Source organism: Chitinophaga sp. (assembly GCF_036566945.1).
In the GTDB taxonomy this organism is placed as follows: domain Bacteria; phylum Bacteroidota; class Bacteroidia; order Chitinophagales; family Chitinophagaceae; genus Chitinophaga.
This window is the reverse complement of sequence record NZ_DATCVJ010000407.1, coordinates 1-4,508: the sequence shown is the minus strand read 5'-3', so window position 1 is coordinate 4,508 and position 4,508 is coordinate 1. Positions and strand designations below refer to the sequence as shown.

Sequence of the window (4,508 nt, the reverse complement as noted above, 5' to 3'; positions counted from 1 at the left end):
AAAAGATTTGGGAAGATATAAGCGGATATATTCGCTCATGTCTTCCCAAATCTTTTTAAATCATTCTATAATCCCAATGTAAAAATCCTGAAAATCATCAAAATCAGTATAATCCTGAACAAAGACAAAATCCGCACTAATCTTCGAGTATACTCGCTAAATTCATTAATTCATCCTGTTTATACGCATCCTTGTCATCCCGGAAGCACTTGGATAACTCTTCCAGCAGGAATTGCACCAGGCGTTTATTGGATTGCGGCTTGAAATAAGAAGGCACCGAAGGTACCTGTACTCTTTTCAGGTAGGTATCTACATCCTGTTGTGTATAGATCTGACCTTGTATAGGATCTATAAAAAATAAGATCCGGTGATCAGTAGGATCTATTGGCCCCGAAAAATCGACGTAGCTATCGAAATAAGCCAGGATAAACTGACGGGGTATATTCACGGCATATACCGGTAAATCCAGCATGGCACATAACGCGGAATAGATGATGCCGTTGGTAATTGGATTTCCTTTTTTGGATTCTATTACCTGGTTAATGAAAAACTGATTTTTGCGCTGATAGGAAACTTCTTCGCCTTTGAGGCCAAAATAGTTATAGATCATGCTGTTGAGCACATTGATCTGTTCCAGTGGCGTAAGATAATTATTGAGTTCGAGCCAGATATTACGCTTGATACGATCTATCTCGGTGATAATCTGGGAGTCGATGAGGTCGGGAAACTGGTACCTGGCGGCCAGAATGGCGCCCTGCAACAGATCCTGCATGTCTGAAAGTCCCCATACACGTAACGCTGCCTGCAAATCCTGGTAATGTACCCGGTGAATCAGCAGTTCTATCCTTTCCTGAATAGCCTCGTCAATTGTATTCTCCCACAAATTCTCCAGGTTTGGAATAATATCTTTACCGTACAGTAATATTTTACTGGCAACAGTGTCAAATACCTCCAGATCCGGATCATCCAACAGGTGGAACAAAGCGTTTATTTCTCTGTTTTCGTTCATACCATTATTATGATCATGTGGTAATCATCAAATAATGTGATCCTGTTGGCAAATTAAATAATAAGCATATCACTCACACTGCAGTTATTATCATTGCCTCCATTTTTCATCATATTCTTACCACTGCGTTATTCAGCTTTCTTCTTCCTGGGTGGTGCTTTTTTCTTTGGTGGATTAGCTTTCGCTTCTTCTATGATAGCTTTGGCTTCTTCTACCGTTAAATCAGCGGCCGTATCTATTTTCTCTTTCGGTATTTTAAAGTTCTTCAGACCTTGTTTAATATAAGGACCATAAGGACCTTTCAGGATCTGTATTTTTTCTTTCTCAAATATTTTGATGGTGCGTTCGTCTTTTGCCGTACGTTTTTCGGCAATCAGTGGTGCTACTTCATCCAGTTCTACGGTGTAAGGATCCATTTCCTTTTTCAGGGAATAGAATTTCTTATCGTGCTGGGCATACGGACCAAAACGGCCAATGTTTACCACTACATCAGAATCTTCAAACTGACCCAGATTACGGGGCAATTTAAATAATTCCATGGCTTCGTCCATCGTGATGGTTTCGATGCTTTGTGTGGCTTTTAATTTTGCAAAACGGGGCTTTTCCTCATCTTCCACGCTGCCTATCTGGATCATTGGACCATAGCGTCCCATACGGGCTACAATGGGTTTACCGGAAGCGGCATCTGTTCCCAGCGGACGTTCTCCTTTTACACGTTCTGCATTTTCCAGTGTGTTTTCCACATCTTTATGGAAAGGGAAATAGAATTCGCTGATCATATTGTTCCACACCTTTTTACCGCTGGCAATTTCATCGAACTCTTCTTCAATTTTGGCGGTAAAGCCGTAGTCCATTACATTATTAAAGTATTGATTGAGGAAGTCGGTCACGATCATGCCCAGATCAGTAGGGAACAGTTTTGATTTTTCTGCCCCGGTATTTTCTGATTCGGTCTGTTTGCTGATCTTGTCAGCTTTCAGCACCATGATACGGTAATCTCTCTTAATGCCTTCTTTCTCTCTTTTTTCTACATAATTACGCTTCTGTATAGTGGTAATAGTAGGGGCGTAAGTAGATGGACGGCCGATGCCCAGTTCTTCCAGTTTCTTTACCAGGCTGGCTTCTGTGTAGCGTGGTGCCGGGCGGGAGAATCTTTCTGTCGCCTTCATTTCTTTCAGGTCCAGCGATTGTTTTACCGCCAGTGGTGGTAAAGATCCTTCCTGTTCATCTTCCTGTTCTTCTTCATCATCGTGGCTTTCCATGTATACTTTCAGGAAGCCATCGAATTTCAGTACTTCGCCGCTGGCAGTCAGCTCTTCGTGGTTGGTAGAGATATCGATTTTCGCGATGGTCTTTTCCAGTTCCGCGTCTGCCATCTGGCTGGCGATGGTACGTTTCCAGATCAGTTCGTACAGTTTGCGGGTATCGCTGTCATCTACCGTGGTGTTTTCCATGTAGGTAGGACGGATGGCCTCATGCGCTTCCTGTGCGGACTCATTTTTATTTTTGAATTTGCGGTGTTGGTGGTATTTATCACCAAAGCTGCTTTTAATTGCTTTTTCAATTTCACCAATAGCCGTATCAGACAGGTTGACGGAGTCCGTACGCATATAGGTGATATTACCACTTTCATACAGCTTCTGGGCCAGCAACATGGTTTTGGAAACGCTGTAGCCTAATTTACGGCTGGCTTCCTGTTGCAGGGTAGACGTGGTAAATGGCGCTGCGGGCGATTTTTTACCAGGTTTTACCTGTATATCTTTTACGGTATAGGCAGCGGCTACGCATTGCTGGAGGAATTTCTCCGCGTCTTCGGCTGTTTTAAACTTGCCGGGGCCATCTGCCTTAAAGGAAATACTCTTACCATTAATATCTTTACCGGTAAAATAAGCTTCTACTTTGAAAGTGCTGACAGACTGGAAGTGGTTGATTTCTCTTTCACGTTCAACGATCAGTCTTACTGCTACGGATTGTACACGGCCGGCAGAAAGGGAATTACGCATGCTCATTTTACGCCACAGTACCGGGGATATTTCAAAACCCACGATCCTGTCCAGTATACGGCGGGCCTGCTGTGCATTTACGCGGTCCATATCCAGTTTACGTGGATGCTGAACAGCGTTTTCTATAGCAGGTTTGGTAATTTCATGAAACACAATACGTTTAGTCGTCAACGGGTCCAGGTTCAACACCTCACATAAATGCCAGGAAATGGCTTCTCCTTCACGGTCCTCATCCGTCGCCAGCCATACCTCATCGGTATCCTTCGCCAGCTTCTTCAGCTCTTTCACCACCTTTTCCTTATCTTCCGGTATAACATACTTAGGCTTAAAGTTATTTTCGATGTCTATCCCCATGTCATCCTTTTCCAGATCACGGATATGACCAAAGCAGGACCGGACCTCAAAGTCCTTGCCTAGTATTTTTTCTATGGTCTTGGCTTTCGCCGGGGACTCAACTATAACTAAATTTTTTGCCATGTATGCTTCTTTAATGCGCTGCTAAATACGCAAAATTCTGTAAAATAATTACTTCAATGAATTCTGCAATGATATAAAAGTCACTTCAAATTAAAAAATAAGACCACTTTTAAACGTTAAAATACGTTGTAATGTAATGAAAAAAACGGGGACCCACTAAAACACGTATATTTAAGTAATTACGAATTACGAATTACGAATTACGGATTTGTGGGGAAATCAGCGTTATAATTTCCCCACAAATCCGTAATTCGTAATTTGAAATACATCATTATAATGGACATAGTAATCGTTGGCACTGGCAATGTTGCACATTGTTTCGGACATCTTTTAAAAATTCATGGCCACCAGGTAAAACAGGTGGTAAGCAGGCAACTGGCGCATGCACAGGAGCTGGGCGAAATGCTCAATGCGGCCTATACAGATGATTTGCTGGATATTAATATGGAGGCAGACATTTACCTGCTGGCGGTCAGCGATGCCGCCATTCCGGAATTGAATGACCAGCTGCGGCTCGGCAAACGCATTGTGGTGCATACCGCAGGCGCTGTGCCCCTGGAAGCCATCTCCCGGATCTCGGCTAACATCGGGGTATTATATCCTTTACAATCTATCCGTAAAGAAATTAAAAGCTACCCGCCCATCCCCGTGATGCTGGAAGCCAGCAATGATGAGGTGCTTCGTCGGCTGCAGGCACTCGCGCAGAGCATTTCCGGCAGTGTAACCGTCACATCCTCCGTGCAACGGCTCAAGTATCACCTGACAGCCGTGCTTTGTAATAACTTCACCAACCACCTCTTTGCCCAGGCAAAGGCGTATTGTGAAAAAGAGCAGCTGGACTTTTCCCTCCTGCAACCTATTATAAAGGAGACATTTGACCGGCTGGAAAAATATTCGCCGGAAACCGTGCAAACTGGTCCGGCCCTGCGCCAGGATGAAGCCACCATGAGCCTGCACCGGGATTTACTGGCAAACGATGAATATTTGCAGCTGGTATACCAGGTAATGTCGGATGCGAT

3 protein-coding genes are annotated in these 4,508 nt (G+C 43.8%); 1 reads left to right on the top strand and 2 read right to left on the bottom strand.

The features are described 5' to 3' along the window. Window positions 1-136: 136 nt before the first annotated feature. Together VIP81_RS12140 and topA are read right to left on the bottom strand one after the other, a co-directional pair. Window positions 137-1,009: a transglutaminase-like domain-containing protein gene (locus VIP81_RS12140; protein WP_331960532.1), complete on the bottom strand. Its 873-nt coding sequence runs from the start codon at window positions 1,007-1,009 to the stop codon at window positions 137-139. Between the two features lie 128 nt (window positions 1,010-1,137). Continuing rightward, entirely contained in the window at window positions 1,138-3,489 is a 2,352-nt protein-coding gene (gene topA, locus VIP81_RS12135) for a type I DNA topoisomerase (protein WP_331960527.1), read from the bottom strand. Between the two features lie 276 nt (window positions 3,490-3,765). Between topA and VIP81_RS12130 the strand changes: the two genes are divergently transcribed. Then, a partial coding sequence (locus tag VIP81_RS12130; protein ID WP_331960524.1) for a Rossmann-like and DUF2520 domain-containing protein occupies window positions 3,766-4,508 on the top strand: 743 nt, incomplete at its 3' end.

Bases quoted from the DNA above. Each gene is read 5' to 3' on its own strand.
- VIP81_RS12140 (WP_331960532.1), bottom strand. From the start codon at position 1,009: ATGAACGAAAACAGAGAAATAAACGCTTTGTTCCACCTGTTGGATGAT.
- topA (WP_331960527.1), bottom strand. From the start codon at position 3,489: ATGGCAAAAAATTTAGTTATAGTTGAGTCCCCGGCGAAAGCCAAGACC.